Raw genomic sequence first — 16,892 nt, forward strand, 5'->3', positions numbered from 1 at the left:
GTTGTCAGTTTTTTTGGAATCGATAGAAAAGCGCCGGCTCGCTGACCATGTACAAGGTGCCCTTGTCGTCCATGGCCACCCCTTCCGCCCGCGGAATGGTGCCTTCAAGCCCGTTGAAGCCGCCCAGCAGCGTCATGAAGCTGACTTGCTGGCCCTGCTCGTCCAGCTCCAGCAGCATGTTGGAGTCGGCCGAAAGCACCAGCAAGTGGCCAGTACGCGGGTCGACACCCAGCGCAGACAGGTTGCGCAAGTCGAGTTCATCGCTAGGCAACGGCTGCTTCTCACCCTTGAGCGGGCTGCGGCCATCGGTGTTCCAGGTATACAGCTTGGGCGGGCGCTCCTCGCCAATGATCAGGCGCTGGCGCAGCGGGTCCCAGGCGATGGCCTCGAAGCCCTTGTTGCTCTTGATCGAAGGGCCCAGGTCGTGGCTCGGGAAGTCATCGTGATTCAGTGCAGTGGTCTGCGCGTCCACCTTGACCACGGTCAGGTCATGCAGGCGCTCGTCGGTGATGGCCAGGTTGCCGTCTTCCAGCACCGCGACGCCTTCGGGGTTGTTCCAGCCGTTGAGCGGGATCTTGCGCAGTACATCGCCCTCCAGGCTCAGCTCGACCAGGAACGGGTTCTTGCCCATGACCGCGAACAGCGTGCGGGTCTGCGGGTTGAAGGCCACATCCGAGGCTTCATCATCGTCCATGCCCGGCAGCGGTTTGGCGTCGATGTCCACCTGGTAATCCGGCAGCCACACGCTTTCGCTGCGCTCGGCGGTGCTTTCGAAGCTTTCTTTTACCCACAGTGCACCGCGGTCATCCCAGTGCATGGCCACGGCCACGCCATAGCCGATCACCGCCGCCACGGCCAGGCCGAAGGGCCAGCGCAGGTAGAAGCGACGCTTGGGAGTTGCCGGGGCGCTGGAGGAGGATGGCATGCGGTGATCCTGGGAAAATGGGCGTAGGTGCGCGCATTATCCGGATTGGGTGTGAAAAATCGGTAAACAGGGCCGGCCTCTTCGCGGGCCTGCCCGCTCCCAAGGCGCTGCAATCCCTGTAGGAGCGGGTTTACCCGCGAAGAAGGCGACGCGGTTTCGAGTTAAAGCACCCGGCTTTCGAAGCGGCTCACACCCGGCAGCTCCAGCACCAGCTCGTCACCGACATTGAACGGCCCGACGCCGGCCGGGGTACCGGTGAGGATCACATCCCCCGCTTGTAGCGAGAAATGTGCTGCCATGTACTGAATCATCGGCACGATCGGGTTCAGCATCATCGCGCTGTTACCATCCTGGCGTACTTCGCCGTTCACGGTCAGGCGCACCGGGATGTCTGTCACGTCCTCGAAGCTGGCGGCCGAGACGAACGGTGGCAGCACGCAAGCGCCGTCAAAGCACTTGGCCAGCTCCCAAGGCAGGCCCTTTTCCTTCAGTTTGGCCTGCACTTCGCGCAGGGTCAGGTCCAGCGCCGGTGCGTAACCGGAAATGGCGTCCAGCACCTCTTCCTCGCTCGGGTGGGTCGACAGCGGCTTGCCCAGCAGCACGGCGATTTCAACCTCATAGTGCACCGACCCACGCTCGGCCGGGATCTTGAAGCCACCTTCGGCCGGCACCACGCAGCTGCCTGGCTTGATGAACAGCAGCGGCTCGGTGGGGATCGGGTTGTCCAGTTCCTTGGCATGCTCGGCATAGTTACGGCCGATGCACACCACCTTGCCCAGGGGGAAGTGAATGCGCGTGCCGTCTACGTACTGGTGCTGGTAACTCATGGCCGACTCCTTCTGGATACTGCTTTTTATTCAGGTGCGAAGATCTTACCCGGATTCATGATGCCGTTAGGGTCGAACACGGCCTTTATTGCCTTCATGCAGGCGATTTCTTCAGGGGAGCGGCTGTAGCCCAGGTAGTCACGCTTGGTCATGCCCACGCCATGCTCGGCAGAAATCGACCCGTTGTAACGCTCGACGATCTCGAACACCCACTTGTTGACCTTGGCACACGAAGCGAAGAAGTCGTCCTTGCTCATATGCTCAGGCTTGAGGATGTTCAGGTGCAGGTTGCCGTCACCAATATGGCCGTACCACACCACTTCATAGTCCGGATAATGTTCAGAGACGATGGCGTCGATATCGCGCAGGAACGCAGGCACTTTCGAGACGGTGACGGAAATGTCGTTCTTGTACGGTGTCCAGTGCGAAATGGTTTCCGACAGGTACTCGCGCAGCTTCCACAGGTTTTTCAGCTGGGTTTCGCTCTGGCTCATCACCCCATCCAGCACCCAACCCTGCTCGACGCAATGCTCGAAGGTAGCCAATGCTTCGTTGGCCACGTCTTCAGTGCTGGCCTCGAACTCAAGCAGCGCATAGAACGGGCAATCCGTCGCGAAGGGCGCAGGCACATCGCCGCGGGCGAGGATCTTGGCCAGCCCCTTGTCGGAGAAGAACTCGAAAGCGGTCAGGTCCAGCTTGCCCTGGAAGGCGTGCAGCACCGGCATGATCGAGTCGAAGTCCGGTGTGCCCAGCACCATGGCGGTGAGGTTGCGCGGTGCGCGGTCCAGGCGCATGGTGGCCTCGACCACGAAGCCCAGCGTACCCTCGGCACCAATGAACAGCTGGCGCAGGTCGTAGCCGGTGGCGTTCTTGATCAGGTCTTTGTTCAGCTCCAGCAACTCGCCCTTGCCGGTGACCACTTTCAGCCCGGCCACCCAGTTGCGGGTCATACCGTAACGAATCACCTTGATCCCGCCGGCATTGGTGCCGATATTGCCGCCAATCTGGCTGGAACCGCTGGAAGCGAAGTCCACCGGGTAATAAAGGCCTTGCTCTTCGGCGTAGGTTTGCAGCTGGCGGGTGACGACCCCTGGCTGGCAAACCACAGTACGGTCGAAAGCATTGAAGCCAAGGATCTGGTTCATGTAGTCGAAGGCGACGACAACCTCGCCATTGGCCGCCACGGCGCCGGCAGAAAGCCCGGTGCGCCCGCCAGAGGGCACCAGCGCCACCTTGTGCGCATTGGCCCAGTGCACAATGGCTTGCACCTGTTCTATCGTTTTGGGAAAGACGATGGCGCTGGGCGCAGGCGGGTAATGCTTGGTCCAGTCCTTGCCATACGCTTCGAGGGAAACCGGGTCAGTCAGGACCTTGCCAGGGTCGACAAGGGTCATCAGTTCTTCAATAACAGCGGGATGGGTCATCGCTGGAACTCTCGACTTATTCATGGTCACCCTGAGCACTCTTCACCTGTCGGGATAAGCTCAGATTGTGTCGCGTATGCTAGCATAGCCCTCCCGCTGTTCATGCTAAGGCTGCCCTCGCGCCTGGCATCACCCCTCGCCAATTTATCTCCGGGATACAGGTTTACGCAGATGAGCAAGACTTCTCTCGACAAGAGCAAGATCCGGTTCCTTCTTCTTGAAGGTGTGCACCAGAACGCGGTCGATACCCTCAAGGCCGCCGGCTACACCAACATCGAATACCTCACTGGTTCGTTGCCGGAAGCCGAGCTGAAGGAAAAGATCGCCGATGCCCACTTCATCGGCATCCGTTCGCGTACCCAGCTCACCGAAGAGATCTTCGACTGCGCCAAGAAGCTGGTCGCAGTTGGCTGCTTCTGCATCGGTACCAACCAGGTTGACCTGGAAGCTGCCCGCGAGCGCGGTATCGCCGTGTTCAACGCGCCATACTCCAACACCCGCTCGGTCGCCGAGCTGGTACTGGCCGAAGCCATCCTGCTGCTGCGCGGCATCCCAGAGAAGAACGCCTCCTGCCACCGTGGCGGCTGGATCAAGAGCGCGGCCAACTCGTTCGAAATCCGCGGCAAGAAACTGGGCATCGTCGGCTACGGCTCGATTGGTACCCAGCTTTCGGTACTGGCTGAGAACATGGGCATGCAGGTGTACTTCTTCGACCCGCTGACCAAGCTGCCACTGGGCAACGCCGTGCAGGTCACCAGCCTGAACGAGCTGCTGAGCCTGGCCGACATCGTCTCGCTGCACGTGCCTGAGCTGCCATCCACCCAGTGGATGATCGGCGAGAAGGAAATCCGCTCGATGAAGAAGGGCGCGATCCTGATCAACGCCGCCCGTGGCACCGTGGTCGAGCTGGACCACCTGGCCGCTGCCATCAAGGACAAGCACCTGATCGGCGCCGCCATCGACGTGTTCCCGGTCGAGCCACGCTCCAACGACGAAGAGTTCGAGAGCCCGCTGCGCGGCCTCGACAACGTGATCCTGACCCCGCATATCGGTGGTTCCACCGCCGAAGCCCAGGCCAACATCGGCCTGGAAGTGGCCGAGAAACTGGTCAAGTACAGCGACAACGGTACTTCGGTGTCCTCGGTCAACTTCCCGGAAGTGGCCCTGCCAGCGCACCCAGGCAAACACCGTCTGCTGCACATTCACGAAAACATCCCGGGCGTGCTCAGCGAGATCAACAAGGTCTTCGCCGAGAACGGTATCAACATCTCCGGTCAGTTCCTGCAGACCAACGAGAAAGTCGGTTACGTGGTAATCGATGTTGACGCCGAGTACTCGGACCTGGCGCAGGAAAAACTGCAACAGGTCAAAGGCACCATCCGTTCGCGCGTCCTGTTCTAAGGTCGCTGGCGGTATGAAAAAGGGAGGCCCTGGTGGCCTAATGCCAGTCAGTTAAGACTGACGCATTGACCTTTAGCCCATAGGCCGCAAAATCCGATGCTTGGAAACGAGCATCGGATTTTTTATGCGCCTGTCAAAAGCCCTGTCCCTCACTCATGAAATGGCATCGCGGCCACATGCCCTCGAAGGGCTTGGAGCCTTGCTTGATCCAGACATTGTGAAACAGGCCTTCGAAACGGCAGGTGTCTCGACTATACGTAAGCGCCGGTTGCCGTTGGAAAGCCTGGTCTGGTGCATCATCGGCATGGCGTTGTTCCGCCGGATGTCGGCTTGGGATGTCGTGAATCACATGGACATCATGCTGCCGGGCAAGCGACCGCTGGTGGCGCCCAGCGCTGTTGTTCAGGGACGGCAACGGCTGGGTAGCGAAGCGGTTCGCGAGGTGTTTTCGCTCACCCAGCAGCGATGGCATGCAGAAGTCCAACACCCTCAATGGTTGGGGTTAACACTTTTGGGTGTGGATGGCGTCGTCTGGAATACCCCCGACACCGCAGAAAATCGGGCGTGCTACGGCGGCGCGACCAATCAGCATGGCGATGGCAGTTACCCTCAAGTCCGAATGGTCTGCCAGATGGAACTGACTAGCCATCTGCTGATAAGCAGTACTTTCGAGAGCTATCACAGTAGCGAAATGAAGCTGGCCGAACAGTTGATCGCTACCACGCCTGATCACTCGCTGACCCTGTTCGATAAAGGTTTCTACTCGTTGGGTTTGCTGCATCACTGGCAATCACAAGGCGAGCAGCGTCATTGGCTTATTCCTTTGAAGAAGGGTAGCCAGTACGAAGTCGAGCACAAGCTTGGGCGCAACGATGCCGTAGTCATTCTGCGCACCTCGCCACAAGCCCGTAAGCAATGGCCCGGCCTGCCGCTGGAGACTCGAGCACGGCTGTTAAGCAAGACGATTAAAGGCAAGGTGGTGAGCGTACTGACCTCAATGGTCGATCCGCTGCGTTTCCCGGGTGATGAGATCGTCGACCTTTACAGTCAGCGTTGGGAAATCGAACTGGGATATCGAGAGATCAAGCAAGGGCTTTTAGGTGGTGAATATACGCTGAGAAGCAAGACGCCGGAGATGATTGCGCAAGAGCTATGGGGCGTACTGCTGGGCTACAACCTGTTGCGTTATCAGATGGTGCAAATGTCTCGACAGTGCCCTGGTGTGTACCCATGCGAGATGAGTTTTACTGCCTGTAGCTGGGCAATACTGGGCTTGCTGCATGGCACATCCTTGAACCACCCCGGAAATTTGCCGGGATTTTTGTCGGATCTGCAGGCTTCGGCGGCACAATATGTCTTGCCACATCGACGGCCTGACCGATGGTTTCCGCGAACGGTGAAGCAACGTCCAGCGAAGTACCCCACCCGAAAATGAAAAATGCCAGTCAGCTTAACTGACTGGCATTACCCTGGTGGCCTCCCTTTTTTTATTTCACTTCAACCGTGATCTTCTTCGACTCGACGCTAGGCTTGAACGGCACATGATACTGGTCACCCAGAATCAGTTGCAGGGTGTGCTTGCCCGGGGTCAGGGTAATGCTGGTTTCGGTCTGTGCCTTGCCGAAGTGCAGCACTTGCGGCCCCTTCGGCAGTGCGACGCCGGCCTCTGGCATCAGGCTGGTCGGCAGCGGCATGTCAGCCACCGGCTCTTTGTCGACATCCACCAGCAGATGGTGGTGCCCGGTGTGCGGGGTTTGGTCACCCGCAGGTTTGAGGCCCATACCCTCGATACCGAACTTGACGGTGAAGGTCTTGTCGACCGTGGCACCATCGGCGGGGGAAACGATGAAGACCTTCGCCTCCTTGGGCGGCTCCTGGCTCTTCAGGGCGTCTGCGGCACTGGCGAACACCGACGCTCCCATCAGCAGACCGGCAACGGCAGCACGCGAAAATAGGCTGTTCATTCACTTCTCCTGTGGTTCACTTATTGACCGCAGCTGTCATCCAAAAGCGGCGGTAGTTCACCTTAGTTGAAATAACCGCCAAGGTGTTCACATTGCCTGACAGAAATATTTCCGTCAGGGTTAAACAATGCCGAGGCTTGAAGGTCATAGGCTGCGCTCGATCACGGCGAGGAAGAAAGCCGTGGCGATCGATTTCAAACTGCTAAAAGAAAAGGGGCATACATGCGTTCGACCATAGGGGTACTGCTGGCAGTACTGATCAGTCCATTGGCTCAGGCGGAGCTGATCGACGAAATCGCCGACCGGGGCGAACTGCGCATTGCCGTACAGGCCGAGAACTCGCCATACGCCTTCAAGCAAGACGACCACCTGACAGGTTTCGACATCGAATTTGGCCAGGCCCTGGCCAAGGAACTGGATTTGCGCGCCGAGTTCGTCGAAGCCCCGGCTACCGAAGTGCTGGCGGGTGTCGAGAGTGGCAAGTACGACATCACATTCACCCCGTCGAGTGAATCGCTCACAGGCGACGGCCCGCTCGATGTAAGCCTGCCGATTGGCGAGAAGAAGCTGGTGATCCCGTTCCAGAAGGACAACCCGGCTTTTGAAAGTGCTGTAAACAATGCGTTGCAGCGTTTGAAAGACAGTGGCCGGACTGCCGAACTTGAGCAGAAGTGGTTCAAGGGTGTGCAGGAGACTGCAGGCGGGCAGTGAGGTCTTGTTTGCAACCTATGCCGGCCTCTTCGCGGGTAAACCCGCTCCTACGGCGGCCTGGGTCCGACCCTCGACGTGTGTCCACCACCAATGTGTGTAGGAGCGCGGGTTTACCCGCGAATACGGTAGCGGCGGCAACGGTGAACGGCGGGTGAAAATTGGCCAGCAGGCCTGGCCCTTTCGCGGGTAAACCCGCTCCTACACGGCGGCCTGGGTCCAACCCTCGATGTGTGTCCATCAGCGGGTTCACCCGCGAAAGGGCCGGCACAGGTTCAAACAGATATATCAGCCAAAGCCCGCTGCGCCTGGTCCAGTTCCAGCTCGCTGAACACCTGCACTCCCGCCCGCCGCAGCAGCGCCGTGGTTACCCCTTCCCCCGCCACTTTCACACCACTGAAGGTGCCATCATAGGTCAACCGGTTGCCACACGAAGGGCTGCCAGACTTCAGCACCGCTACACGAATGCCATGCTGCCGCACCAGTTCCAGCGCCAACTGCGCTCCGGCCAGAAACGCGGCACTGACATCTTCACCCGTCACTGTCAGCACCTGTGTGTCACCCTCGAGCACTGCGCTGCCCTGCCCTCCCGGGATCTCCGCTGGCGGCCGCGGTGTCGGCAAGCCGCCTGCTACCTCGGGGCACAACGGCACTACGCACCCTTCGGCCTGCCACTGCTGCAACAAATCGGGATGGCCGCTGGCCCGGCCGTCATAGCGAACTGGCTGCCCCAACAGACAGGCGCTCACCAGCACCTTGGGCCTATCAGAACGGGTCATTGCCACGCCGCCTGAACCAGCCGGTCAATGACAGCCGCTCACGCCCGGCCGGCAGTACTTCGTGAGGCACTTCGCCCGACAGGAATACCACCAGGCAACCGGCCACTGGCTCGACATCGTGCTCGACACCGTCGGCCAGGAACATGCGCAACTGGCCACCGTCATGCGGTTGCCAGCCTTCATTGAGGTAAAGCACCGCCGAGACCATGCGCCGGTCATCGTCGCGAAAACGATCCAGGTGCCGGCGATAGAATGCCCCCGGTGGATACAGGGCAAAGTGGCATTCGAAGTCTTCCAGGCCCAGGAAAAGGCCTTGGTTGATTGCCAGGCGCAGCTGATCCATGGCCGCCAGGTACTGGTCGCAGGCCTCGGCCTGCCCCGGGTCGATCCACTGGATCTGGTCACCGCGAATGGTTTCGCGCACCTCCTGGGTAGCTCCCCGCCCAACCCCTGCGGGGTTGAGTTCGCCTTCGGCATCACGGCGCCGGCACTCGGCTGCAAGTGCGCGCACCAGGTCGGCAGGCAGAAAGTGCGCCTGCTGGGACCAGCCATGGGTGGCCAGATCGTCTACGACGGCCGCAAGCATCGGGTGTTCAGGGGATATGTGCATGGCGCGCATCATATCCATTCGCCCTGTCGCCGCACAGCGCCACTTGGCCGAGAAACACGCGGATATCTCGACAAACCGGCGCCGGGCCAAGGACAATAGCCACCTGCCGACAGGAGTCCTGAATGCGCCGTCTGTTTTCCCTGATTCTGCTGATGATCTGCACCATGCCTGTCTGGGCAGACAACCTGGATCAACTGTACAAGGCTGCCGGCTGGCCCGACCAGCGCGCCCACTTCAACGATGCCCTGACCGCTGCCCAGGAGCGCTACCGCAACAGTTTGCCACCCGCCGTATACCAGGCGCTGGTCAACAACAGCAACCAGCGCTTCCAGGCGCAGGCGGTGGACCGTCGCGCCCAGGCAAAGCTGCGCGCCACACTGGCCGACCCGGCACCAGCCTTGGCCTTCTTCCAGTCGCCGCTGGGGCGCAAAGTGGTGGCGGCCGAGCTCAAGGCCACCCGCAAGGACGAACTGGCCAAGAACGCCAAAGGCCTGCCCAAGATCCAGGCCAGCGACGATCGTCTGCTGATCATCGGCCACCTGGCCCAAGCCCTGCCTGCGCGGGAAGCCGGCGCCGAAGTCAGCCTTGCCATCGCCGGTGTAGCCGCCGACAGCCTCAGCTCGATGATCCCCGGCCTGTTCGGCGGCGGCCAGGCCCAGAGCCTGCTGGATGGCCAGCGCCAGCGGTTGATGGGGCAGATTGGCGAAGACCTGAACAACACCCTGCTGTACGTCTACCGCGACCTGTCCGATGCCGAGCTGGAAGCGTTCGCCACCTTTGCCGAGTCGCCCGAGGGCAAGGCTTACTACCAGGCGGCCCTGGCCGCTGTACGTGCCGGCCTGGTGGTTGGCCAGAGCACCAACGACCTGAAGTGATCAGCCCAGGCGCTGGTCGATGAAGTCGAAGTAGCGCTGGCGGATTCCCGGCAACTCGTTGGCCAGGTGGTGACGGGCTTCGGGCAGCATCAGGATCTGTGGCTCGGCAAACTTGGCCTTGAGCACTTCGAGGTTGTGGGGCCAGTCCACCGTGCCATCCGCCTCCCCCTGCACGATCAATGGCCGACGCGCACTGCGGGGCGCGGCCTCGATGCGTTTGACCCAGGCGATCAGTGCGCCCACCCAGGCCGTTGGCAGGCGACGCGGTTGCAGCGGGTCGGCCTCAAGGAACGGCAGGAAGGCCGGGTCGTTGGTGTTCTCGCTGAAGCGCCGTTCGATGCCATTGACGAAGTGGCGCAGCACGCAATAACTGAACTTCGACCAGCGCCAGGAACATGGCCGCACCAACGGGGCCAGCAGGATGACCTGGCCATCGACGGGGCTGCGTGCGCCCTGGTGCAGCAGATGGTCCACGGCAATCGCTCCCCCCGTGCTCTGCCCACAAAGGTGCCACGGGTGCGGCAGTTGCAGCGTGTACGCCTGTTCGAACAAGGCCTCCAGCACCTGCTGGTACACCGCAAAGTCATTGATGCTGGCCCGCTCGCCGCTGGACAGGCCGTGGCCGGGCAGGTCGCAACTGATCACCGCAAAACCTTGCTTGAGTGCCCACGCAATCACATGCCGGTAGAGGCCCATGTGGTCGTAATAGCCGTGCAGCAGGAACAACGTCGCGCTTGGCTGCTCGGGTAGCCAGGCCTGCCCGACCAGATCGAACCCCGCCGCCTGGAAGCCGCCCAGCCAGCTGTGTGCCGGCAGGTCCAGGCCATAGAAGCGCTGGTAGTCCTGCGCTTGTGCCGACAGTGGCTGGCGAGTGGTGAACGGCGCCAGGCTGGTGCGCAGGCGGTCGGGGTGAAAGGCAGGGGGCATCGGGTACATCCACATTGATGCAAGTATTGATCTGGAATCTTCAGCTCTGGCCGGCGCCATGGCAAGCTTGCTCACCTCGAACAACCAGCATCGAACTAATTGTGGGAGCGGCCTTGTGTCGCGAAAGGGCCGCAAAGCGGCCCCAGCGATCTATGCATGATGCCGAGATCCTGGGGCCGCTGCGCGGCCCTTTCGCGACGCAAGGCCGCTCCCACAGGGATCGCGCCAGCTTTTAGAAATTGAGCAAGACAGTTGCTACCACAAGGGCCACCGACTCTTCATGAATAGCCGAATCATCAAACCGCTGTGCACGGTCATCGCCTTGTTGGTCGGCGCCGTAATCCTCTGGCAGGCCTATAGCGCCTTTCAGGCCCGCTACCTGCGCCCGTTCGACAACCAGGCCACGCTGTTCGACGGCAGCCAGTTACAGCTACCTGCCGAGTTGGCCGGTGCTGGCCCGATCCGCGTGGTGCATTTCTGGGACCCGGCCTGCCCATGCAACGTCGGCAACCAACAGCACCTGGGCGACCTTATCAGCCAGTTCGCTGGCCACGACGTTACCTTCCATGTGCTGCAAAAACCCGGCAGCCACGGCCAGCTGCCGGCCAATATCGGCAGCTTGCAACCCATCACCCACCTGCCCGGCAGCGAGCACCTGCCTGCCTCTCCGGCCGTGGCCATCTGGGACCGGCAAGGCAACCTGGCCTACTTCGGCCCCTACAGCGAAGGTGCGGTGTGCAACGCCAGCAACAGTTTCGTGGAGCCCATCATCAAGGCCTTGCTTGAAGGCCGGCCGGTGCAGGCAACCAATACCTTGGCAATAGGGTGCTACTGCCCTTGGTAGATAGTGGGTACCCCATAGATATCTACAGCTTCGACCCATGGGAGGATTTTTACCGTAGCGACATACAGATCAATGGAGAAACTGTATGTCACCACAAGGCTTCACCGAGCTGCCCGATAGCCATGTCCACGGCACGCGCCCAATCTTCGTCCCTGGCGTTTTCTGGGGCCACAACCGCATACCTTATCAGCTGGTATCCAGCTTCCGTCCAGGCAGCCTCGTCATCGATCTGATTCCACAGATCGAAAACGACAAGCGGCAGGTCAAGCAAGCCCATGAGCAGCGCCAGGCCGCACTTGACCAGGATCTCGACCAGGCCATTCTCGCTCAAGCCGGCTCACTGGCCGGCCTGAGCGAGGTCCAGGCAATCGAGCGAAGAATCGCGGCGATCAGCCAGCTTCAGACGCAGCTTGGGCAACGCCTGGAAGCTGCCCGCCAACAAGCCAACAGCTTCTATGGCAAAGCCCCGGAGCATCGCTCCTTTCAGGAGTTCCTGGCTGTCACCCGCGCCCCCAACGGGCCAGCAGATCCACGCACCGCGTGGCTCGCATCCTACCGGGCCGCGTTCGAGGCCAAGTTGCTAGAGCAGCAAAGCAGCGAGTTGATACAGCGCCAGCATCGACTTCGAAGTGCGTTGTCCGCAGCCAGACTCAAAGAAGGTAACAACCGGAAGATCGATCAAACGCTCTATCAGACCGAGCAAGCACTGGTCCGCATCCTTGCTGCCAGCCATGAGTTCCAAATAGCGCGCAGTGCACTGCAGGACTTGCTCGCTGCCTTCACCCGCCACCTGCATGAGGACATTGCCGAGGAAGCGGCACTGGAGCACAGCCGCGAACTGGTACAGGAAACCTCCGGCCTGCTCAGGGCGCGAGCGCGGCTGGTGCAGGCCTACTCTACCTGGGGCAGGCTTCATAGCCTGTTAGAGGTCGAAGCTCACCGCATCGATTTCGCCCTGCGAGTCATAGCAGTTGGCACCTCTGCAGATCGACGGCCAGAGTTGCTCGCCCTGCAAGCTCAAGTGCAAGCTCAAGCGGCCGAGCATGCAAGTACGTCATCTACCGATGCAACGACTGTGAGGCAGCTGCGAGACCAGGCGGACATCGCCCTGCAAGCGGCTTTCGACGAGCAGGCAGTACTCGCGGCGCTCTCGGGACACACACCCAGCAATACCCCGATTACCTTCAACGCCTGGACTGCAAGCACTCGCCACCCGGTGATATTGAGTTCCTCGCGCGGTGGCACGGCCGAATTTGAACTGATCTGGGAGAGCCTCGCCGAGTCAATTGGCAAGACTGCACAACGCCTGCTGACGGGCGCTGCACTGACGGCCATTCGGTATGCGTCACTGATGCTCTACGCCACGCGCCTGGGCGATGGCGAGCGCATGGGCGTCACCGTCCCGCTGGCCATGATGACGCCCGGTGCGGACCTGACCCTGGAGGCAAACCCCAAGGTCGGCCAGAACCTTGAGCTGCCGCTGCGGATGAACGCCATCCCGCAAGGCAACCAGACCGAGCTGTACCTGGCAGCCACTGATGGCAGCGGCGTGCTGCGTGACGTACGTGTGCGCCAGGCTCAGTGGGATCCCACTCACGGCGCCTATCGCTTTACCGCTGAAGGCCCGGGTGGTGCCACGCTGCTTTGGCACCCCGCAACACCGCCCTCGACCTTGGGCCAGTACGACGACGAGAGGGGCACCTACATCCCGGGCGCGACCATTGTCGAGGACCTGCAGACGCACCTGCCGGGCAACATCATCGTTCCTCCGGAACCGGATATCCGCACATTCCCCGGGTTGCCCGACCTGCACATTGATGACTACGTCATCGTCTTCCCTGCGGACTCGGGACTGGCGCCGATCTATGTGATGTTGCGCAACCCGCGCAATTTGCCGGGGGTGGCCAGTGGAAACGGTCAACTCACACAGGACAAATTCCTGGAGGATGCATTCTCACAGCATGGGGCGGCGCCTATTCCTTCGCGCATTGCGCAGAGACTCACAGGACGGCGATTTACCAGCTTTGATAAGCTTCGGGAGGCATTGTGGATTGAAGTAGCCGCAGACCCGGAGCTTAGGCAGTACTTCACATTAAGTAACCGGCTCAGAATGGCCGAAGGTATCGCGCCCCGTGTTCCCGCCCAAGAGCGCGTGGGAAAACGAGCGACATTCGAGCTGCACCATGTCGAAGAGATAGCCAAAGGCGGCGCTGTCTATGACTTGGACAATATTGTTGTAATGACACCCCGCCGACATATCGACCACCACAACAAGAGGGGAAGCGAATGATCAGCAAGAATCATATCGAAGACTTCACAGAGAGCGAGTTTCTGGCCTTTGTAGGCGAATTTTTTGAAAATCGCTCAGGCTTGAAGGGGGCAGCCCTTGGACAACATTTGGACGACTTGGCACTCAAATTTGAAGAAATCATCGAGAATCCCCTAGGATCTGATCTCATTTATTATCCAGGTGATGATGCCGATGACTCCCCCCAAGGCGTCGTCAACCGCGTAAAAGCCTGGCGCGCCGCCAACGGCAAACCCGGCTTCAAACCCGCCTGACCTAAGCCCTGCGGCCAACACCGCAGGGCCTCTAGATTTCACCCACGCACCCGCGCCGGGTTGCCCACCACCGTTACTCCGGCCGGCACGTCGCGAGTGACCACACTCCCAGCACCCACCACGGCATTATCGCCAATGCTCACCCCCGGCAGGATGATCGCCGCACCGCCAATCCACACGTTGTCGCCGATGGTCACCGGCCGCCCGCTCTCCAGCCCGCTGCGCCGCACTTCAGGATCGAGCGGATGGTCGGCGGTATAGATCTGCACGTTGGGACCGATCTGGCAGTCGTCGCCGATACGCACCGGCACCACGTCGAGGATCACGCAGTTGAAGTTCATGAAAGTATTACGGCCAACGCTGATGTTGTAGCCGTAGTCGCAATAGAACGGCGGGCGAATCACCGCGCCTTCGCCAACCTGGCCAAAGTGCTCCACAAGCAGCCCGTGGCGTGCGTCGTTGAGCAGTTCGACACTGTTGTTGTAGCGATGCATCCAGTGCTTGTTGGCGATCTGCTCGGCCTGCAGTTCAGGGCAGCCAGCGTGGTAGAGCTGGCCGGTGAGCATTTTGTGTTTTTCGCTGAGGGACATGGAAACTCCTTCCTGGGGCTATGCTCTGTTCGCGAATCCGCCGATGATCGGACCACATTTTTCGTTTGAATGCACAAGGAGTCTGAATGAAGCGCAGCCTGACCCTGCTGGCGGTGGTAGTCACCGTGGCCGCTGGCGCCGCCGGGTACTGGTACGTTCAGGGCAAGCTGCCGCAGCGCGAGGGCGAGGTCGCCGTTGCCGGCCTGCAAGCGCCGGTCAGCGTGCGCTACGACGCACGCGGTGTGCCACACCTGCAGGCACAGAGCGAGCCGGACCTTTACCGCGCACTGGGCTACGTGCATGCCCAGGACCGATTGTTCCAGATGGAGATCATGCGCCGCCTGGCCCGTGGCGAGCTGGCCGAAGTGCTCGGCGACAAGCTGCTGCCCACCGACACCCTGTTCCGTAGCCTGCGCATACGCGAGCAGGCCGCGCTGATGGCCAAGCGGCAGGATCCGCAGGCGCCGGCATGGCAGGCCCTGCAAGCCTACCTCGACGGGGTCAACAGTTGGCAGGCCAGCCACCCCAAGCCCACGGAATTCGACCTGCTCGGCATCACCCCGCGCCCGTTCACCGCCGAGGACACGCTGAGCATCGCCGGCTACCTGGCCTACAGTTTTGCCGCCGCGTTCCGCACCGAGCCTGCTCTGACCTACATCCGCGACCAGCTGGGGCCTGACTACCTGAAAATATTCGACCTTGGCTGGCAACCCGAGGGCGCACTGGGCACGCCACTGGCCGCTGCCGACTGGCAAAGCCTGGAAACACTTGCGCGCTTAAGCGATGAGGCGCTGGGCGATGCCGGCATCCCGCAGTTCGAAGGCAGCAACGCCTGGGCGGTCGCGGGTAGCCGCACCCGCAGTGGCAAGCCGTTGCTGGCTGGCGACCCGCACATCAGCTTTGCCGTACCTGCGGTGTGGTACGAGGCCGAGCTGTCAGCGCCCGGCTTCAACCTCTACGGCTATTTTCAGGCACTCAACCCATTCGCTCTGCTCGGCCACAACCGTGACTTCGGCTGGAGCCTGACCATGTTCCAGAACGATGACGTCGACCTGATCGCAGAAAAGACCAACCCTGCCAACGCTGACCAGGTCATGGTCGATGGCCAGTGGCGCACACTGGAAAAGACCGAGCAGCAGATTGCAATCAAAGGCGAGCAACCGGTCACCATCAACCTGCGCCGCTCACCCCACGGGCCAATCGTCAACGAAGTCCTCGGCGCCACGGCAGGGGCCACGCCGATTGCCATGTGGTGGGCGTTCCTCGAAACCGAGAACCCGATCCTCGAAGGCTTCTACCAGCTCAATCGCGCCGACACCCTGGGCAAGATGCGCGAAGCGGCTGCCAAGGTGCAGGCGCCGGGGCTGAACTTCGTCTGGGCCAATGCCCGTGGCGATATCGGCTGGTGGGCGGCAGCGAAACTGCCGATTCGCCCGGACGGTGTGAACCCGGCGTTCATCCTCGACGGCGCCAGCAGCCAGGCCGACAAACCCGGCTTTTACCCCTTCAGCGTCAACCCGCAACAGGAGAATCCGGCCAGCGGTTATATCGTCTCGGCCAACTACCAGCCACCCGCCGTGGTGCCGATACCCGGCTACTACAACCTCGCCGACCGCGGCCGCCAGCTCGATCGCCAGCTGGCCAACCCGGAGGTGAAATGGGACATGCAGAACAGCCAGGCGCTGCAACTCGATACGGCCAGCGATTACGGCCCGCGCACCTTGGCACCGCTGCTAGCGACGTTGCGTCAGATCGCCCAGGGTGACGAGGAAGAGGAACTGGTCGAGCAGCTGGCTGCCTGGCGCGGCGACTATCCACTGGACTCAACCAGCGCCACGCTGTTCAACCAGTTCCTCTACGAGCTGGCCTATGCCGCGTTGCATGACGAATTGGGCGACACCTGGTTCCCGGTGCTGATCAGCACCCGTGCCATCGATGCCGCGCTGCCACGCCTGGCCGCCGATGCCGAGTCGCCCTGGTGGAACACCCGCGGCGCCAACCAGCGCACTGACCGCAGCTCGATCGTGCGCGAAGCCTGGCAGAAGAGCCTTGGCCACTTGCGCGACACCCTCGGCAAGGACCCAGCCAGCTGGCAATGGGGCAAGGCCCATACCCTGACCCACAACCATCCGCTTGGGGTGAAAAAGCCGCTGAACCTGCTGTTCAACGTTGGGCCTTTCGCCGCACCTGGTACCCATGAAGTGCCGAACAACCTCTCGGCGAAGATCAGCTCTGCGCCATGGCCGGTGACCTATGGGCCGTCGACGCGGCGGCTGATCGACTTTGCCGATGCCGGGCAGGCGCTGACCATCAACCCGGTCGGGCAGAGTGGCGTGCCGTTCGACCGGCATTACGCGGACCAGGCCGAGGGGTATGTGCAGGGGCAGTATCAGCGGGCACAGATGGGGGTGATTCCGGCGCAAAGTACCTTACGGCTGGTACCCCCGAAGTAAGAG

General features: G+C 61.3%; 16 protein-coding genes. 8 read left to right on the plus strand and 8 right to left on the minus strand.

Going from position 1 to position 16,892, the window contains the following annotated elements; genetic code table 11:
* Positions 1–4 precede the first annotated feature (4 nt).
* From PRJ_RS26170 to PRJ_RS26180, 3 genes are all read right to left on the minus strand, one after another.
* The gene (locus PRJ_RS26170; protein ID WP_104962746.1) at positions 5–925 is read right to left on the minus strand and encodes an SdiA-regulated domain-containing protein; all 921 of its coding nucleotides are present in this window, start codon (positions 923–925) and stop codon (positions 5–7) included.
* A gap of 161 nt (positions 926–1,086) precedes the next feature.
* Positions 1,087–1,752, minus strand: a complete 666-nt coding sequence (locus PRJ_RS26175; RefSeq protein ID WP_104962747.1) for a fumarylacetoacetate hydrolase family protein — start codon at positions 1,750–1,752, stop codon at positions 1,087–1,089.
* A gap of 26 nt (positions 1,753–1,778) precedes the next feature.
* A complete protein-coding gene (locus tag PRJ_RS26180; RefSeq protein ID WP_020189952.1) occupies positions 1,779–3,176 on the minus strand; it encodes an FAD-binding oxidoreductase in 1,398 nt (465 codons plus the stop codon).
* A 171-nt stretch (positions 3,177–3,347) separates the two neighbouring features.
* Here PRJ_RS26180 and serA point away from each other — a divergent pair, with 171 nt between their 5' ends.
* Both serA and PRJ_RS26190 read left to right on the plus strand, forming a co-directional pair.
* Positions 3,348–4,577 carry a phosphoglycerate dehydrogenase gene (gene serA, locus PRJ_RS26185; RefSeq protein ID WP_020189953.1) on the plus strand — a complete coding sequence of 410 codons (1,230 nt, stop codon included), beginning with the start codon at positions 3,348–3,350 and terminating at the stop codon, positions 4,575–4,577.
* 124 nt (positions 4,578–4,701) lie between these two features.
* On the plus strand, positions 4,702–6,012 hold the full coding sequence (locus PRJ_RS26190; RefSeq protein ID WP_104960600.1) for an IS4 family transposase: 1,311 nt from the start codon (positions 4,702–4,704) through the stop codon (positions 6,010–6,012).
* 52 nt (positions 6,013–6,064) lie between these two features.
* Here the strand turns inward: PRJ_RS26190 and PRJ_RS26195 are convergent, their stop codons facing one another.
* On the minus strand, positions 6,065–6,541 hold the full coding sequence (locus PRJ_RS26195) for a DUF4399 domain-containing protein (RefSeq protein ID WP_010955687.1): 477 nt from the start codon (positions 6,539–6,541) through the stop codon (positions 6,065–6,067).
* Between the two features lie 222 nt (positions 6,542–6,763).
* Here PRJ_RS26195 and PRJ_RS26200 point away from each other — a divergent pair, with 222 nt between their 5' ends.
* Positions 6,764–7,252, plus strand: a complete 489-nt coding sequence (locus PRJ_RS26200) for a transporter substrate-binding domain-containing protein (RefSeq protein ID WP_104886929.1) — start codon at positions 6,764–6,766, stop codon at positions 7,250–7,252.
* 272 nt (positions 7,253–7,524) lie between these two features.
* Here PRJ_RS26200 and PRJ_RS26205 read toward each other — a convergent pair whose 3' ends face one another.
* The gene (locus PRJ_RS26205; protein ID WP_104962748.1) at positions 7,525–8,028 is read right to left on the minus strand and encodes a DUF523 domain-containing protein; all 504 of its coding nucleotides are present in this window, start codon (positions 8,026–8,028) and stop codon (positions 7,525–7,527) included.
* A complete protein-coding gene (locus PRJ_RS26210) occupies positions 8,015–8,647 on the minus strand; it encodes a 2OG-Fe(II) oxygenase (protein WP_049588366.1) in 633 nt (210 codons plus the stop codon). The genes PRJ_RS26205 and PRJ_RS26210 overlap by 14 nt, the downstream gene beginning before the upstream one ends.
* A gap of 113 nt (positions 8,648–8,760) precedes the next feature.
* On the opposite strand from PRJ_RS26210, the gene PRJ_RS26215 reads away from it, so the two are divergent.
* A complete protein-coding gene (locus PRJ_RS26215; protein ID WP_104962749.1) occupies positions 8,761–9,513 on the plus strand; it encodes a DUF2059 domain-containing protein in 753 nt (250 codons plus the stop codon).
* Here PRJ_RS26215 and PRJ_RS26220 read toward each other — a convergent pair whose 3' ends face one another.
* Positions 9,514–10,440 carry an alpha/beta hydrolase gene (locus PRJ_RS26220; RefSeq protein WP_104962750.1) on the minus strand — a complete coding sequence of 309 codons (927 nt, stop codon included), beginning with the start codon at positions 10,438–10,440 and terminating at the stop codon, positions 9,514–9,516.
* Between the two features lie 280 nt (positions 10,441–10,720).
* Between PRJ_RS26220 and PRJ_RS26225 the strand changes: the two genes are divergently transcribed.
* From PRJ_RS26225 to PRJ_RS26235, 3 genes are all read left to right on the plus strand, one after another.
* Positions 10,721–11,284 (plus strand): DUF6436 domain-containing protein, encoded by a 564-nt coding sequence (locus PRJ_RS26225; RefSeq protein WP_104962751.1) that lies wholly within the window; start codon positions 10,721–10,723, stop codon positions 11,282–11,284.
* An 85-nt stretch (positions 11,285–11,369) separates the two neighbouring features.
* Positions 11,370–13,574, plus strand: a complete 2,205-nt coding sequence (locus PRJ_RS26230; protein ID WP_104962752.1) for an S-type pyocin domain-containing protein — start codon at positions 11,370–11,372, stop codon at positions 13,572–13,574.
* Complete coding sequence (locus PRJ_RS26235; protein WP_014592770.1) at positions 13,571–13,846, plus strand: bacteriocin immunity protein; 276 nt, start codon at positions 13,571–13,573, stop codon at positions 13,844–13,846. Before PRJ_RS26230 ends, PRJ_RS26235 begins: the two co-directional genes overlap by 4 nt.
* A gap of 38 nt (positions 13,847–13,884) precedes the next feature.
* Here the strand turns inward: PRJ_RS26235 and PRJ_RS26240 are convergent, their stop codons facing one another.
* Positions 13,885–14,436 carry a sugar O-acetyltransferase gene (locus PRJ_RS26240; RefSeq protein WP_104962753.1) on the minus strand — a complete coding sequence of 184 codons (552 nt, stop codon included), beginning with the start codon at positions 14,434–14,436 and terminating at the stop codon, positions 13,885–13,887.
* An 86-nt stretch (positions 14,437–14,522) separates the two neighbouring features.
* Here PRJ_RS26240 and PRJ_RS26245 point away from each other — a divergent pair, with 86 nt between their 5' ends.
* A complete protein-coding gene (locus PRJ_RS26245) occupies positions 14,523–16,889 on the plus strand; it encodes a penicillin acylase family protein (protein ID WP_104962754.1) in 2,367 nt (788 codons plus the stop codon).
* Positions 16,890–16,892 lie beyond the last annotated feature (3 nt).

The sequence above is a fragment of the Pseudomonas sp. XWY-1 genome (assembly GCF_002953115.1).
GTDB classification, from domain to species: Bacteria; Pseudomonadota; Gammaproteobacteria; order Pseudomonadales; family Pseudomonadaceae; genus Aquipseudomonas; species Aquipseudomonas alloputida.